Source organism: Paraburkholderia guartelaensis (assembly GCF_004353905.1).
Taxonomy (GTDB): Bacteria; Pseudomonadota; Gammaproteobacteria; order Burkholderiales; family Burkholderiaceae; genus Paraburkholderia; species Paraburkholderia guartelaensis.
Genome location: NZ_SMOD01000136.1, coordinates 1 through 1,876 on the forward strand (window position 1 = coordinate 1; position 1,876 = coordinate 1,876).

A 1,876-nucleotide genomic window follows, 5' to 3' on the forward strand; every position below is an offset into this window, starting at 1 on the left:
AGGCATCACGCGGAGACTACGAGCGATGATCAGACGGCGCAGTGCGATCGAGCCAGCCATCGGCCACATGAAGACAGATGGCAAACTCGATCGGAACTGGCTGAAGGGAGCGCTCGGTGACGCGATGCACGCTGTGCTATGCGGCGCCGGTCACAACCTGCGGATGATCCTGAGGAAGCTGCGGCTTTTTTACGCCCTTGTTCTCATCGCCCTGTTCTTCGCTGTCGATCAGAGAGCATCCGCCCGCTGACGCCGATGTTGCCGATGACGGCCAAAACGAATTGTTCAGGGGCGACTAAGTACTGGCGGCATTCAGCCACAACGGATTTGTTGCAAGAGTTGATTGCCACACTGTTCACCGACCCTGCTCTTCTACGACACGACGGCAATCTGATCGCGGTCGACCGTCATTCCTATACCGCCACAGTGGGGTTGGCGTGGCACGAAACCCACAGCGGCGAGTTCGTCTCTCAGGGACATCTGGGCACTGGGACACGCGAGAAACGACAGCTGGCATTTAACGATTTGATTTTCCTGGCTGCCGCACCGATATAGTCCTACATCATAAATTGAGCGGATGGCGAGGTACGAAAGAACCGACGATCGCTTGTAAGGCGTCCTCTATGGGACCAGTTAAGTGGTGTACTCGAGGCGGCGTTGTTGCATAAATCGAGCATAGGGACGAAGTGGCCTCCATGTTTTCAACCTCAGGCGATACGAACGGACTGCGGGCGGCCGAGCGCCGCCATGCGGTTGAGCACGCCTGCACGAATCGATACCTCGGTCGCCTGGGAGCCGATCGCGCGCGCCCACAGGCAGGGGCCCGTGAGTATCTTGAGGCGGTACATCAGGGTCTCTGCAAGCGAGCGCCGGTGGTAGCCGCTCTCTTGCTTCCATTCGCTCCTGCTGCTCTGGGCGATTGCATCGATGGCCGCATTGCGCCACGCCGCACCGGGCGTGCTGTCAGGCCAGGGCATTGCGTCCTCGCGTGGTGGAATAGACGGCGTAGCGGCGCGCGCGGCAATCTGCGCGTGGCACGGCCTGGTGTTGTAGGCGCCGTCGCCACCAGCGGTGTCGATCGCCACGTCAGCGGGAATCTGGTCGAGCAAATCGGGCAGCACTTCGCCATCTCCCTCGTCCTGATGCGTCATCAGCGCGGCGCAAATCTGGCCGGTGTTCGCGTCCATCGTCAGATGGACCTTGCGCCAGGTGCGGCGCTTGGACCAGCCGTGTTTACGGACCTTCCACTCGCCTTCGCCGTAGACCTTCAGTCCAGTACTATCGACGACGAGGTGCAACGGCTCGCCGGTGTGCAGCACTGGCAGCGCGACCTTCAGGGTCTGCGCGCGGCGGCACCGGCAAGCCGGGGAAGGCAAGCTGCCCAGGCTGAGCGCGAACCCTTGGAGTGCGCGCAGTGGCAGGCGAAAGACCTGCTTGAGGCCGAGCAACATCTGCACGAGCGCATCCGGGTAGACGCAGGGGCGGCCACGGGCACGTACGTCCAGCTCGGGGGGGCGCCGCGAACAGGCTTGGGTCGATCTAAACCGTCACGTCCCCTCGAGCAATGAGGCCAGCGTTGCCCCGATGGGCGGGCAAATTCCCCCACCTGTGGGCACCTCAAAATCCCCCACCTAGAGACACGCGGAGCATGATGCTGGCGCGGTCTGGCAGGACGTTACCTTGCACCCCTCGAATGAAGAAGAGGGGTTGTTGGAGTGAATGTCTTGAAGCCGCATCTGCAAACAACCATCGCCACGCTCGTCGCAGCGGGCAAACGTCAGCGGGAGATCGCCCGGATTACGGGCGTTGACCGGAAGACGATCCGTAAGTACCAGGAGCAATTCGCGGCGGCGCAGGCAAATTCCCCCACGGTGCC

At 61.9% G+C, this 1,876-nt stretch carries 2 protein-coding genes and 2 pseudogenes; 3 read left to right on the forward strand and 1 reads right to left on the reverse strand.

What is annotated here, in order from left to right; genetic code table 11:
• Window positions 1-250, forward strand: a pseudogene (locus tag E1N52_RS43525) (IS5/IS1182 family transposase); the annotation flags it as partial.
• 5 nt (window positions 251-255) lie between these two features.
• A complete protein-coding gene (locus E1N52_RS43530) occupies window positions 256-555 on the forward strand; it encodes a hypothetical protein (protein ID WP_133191238.1) in 300 nt (99 codons plus the stop codon).
• Between the two features lie 152 nt (window positions 556-707).
• On the opposite strand, the pseudogene E1N52_RS43535 reads toward E1N52_RS43530, so the two are convergent.
• Window positions 708-1,596 (reverse strand): annotated as a pseudogene (locus E1N52_RS43535) (IS5 family transposase).
• A gap of 119 nt (window positions 1,597-1,715) precedes the next feature.
• On the opposite strand from E1N52_RS43535, the gene E1N52_RS43540 reads away from it, so the two are divergent.
• Window positions 1,716-1,876 (forward strand): helix-turn-helix domain-containing protein (locus E1N52_RS43540; RefSeq protein ID WP_246089378.1); only part of this gene is annotated, 161 nt, incomplete at its 3' end.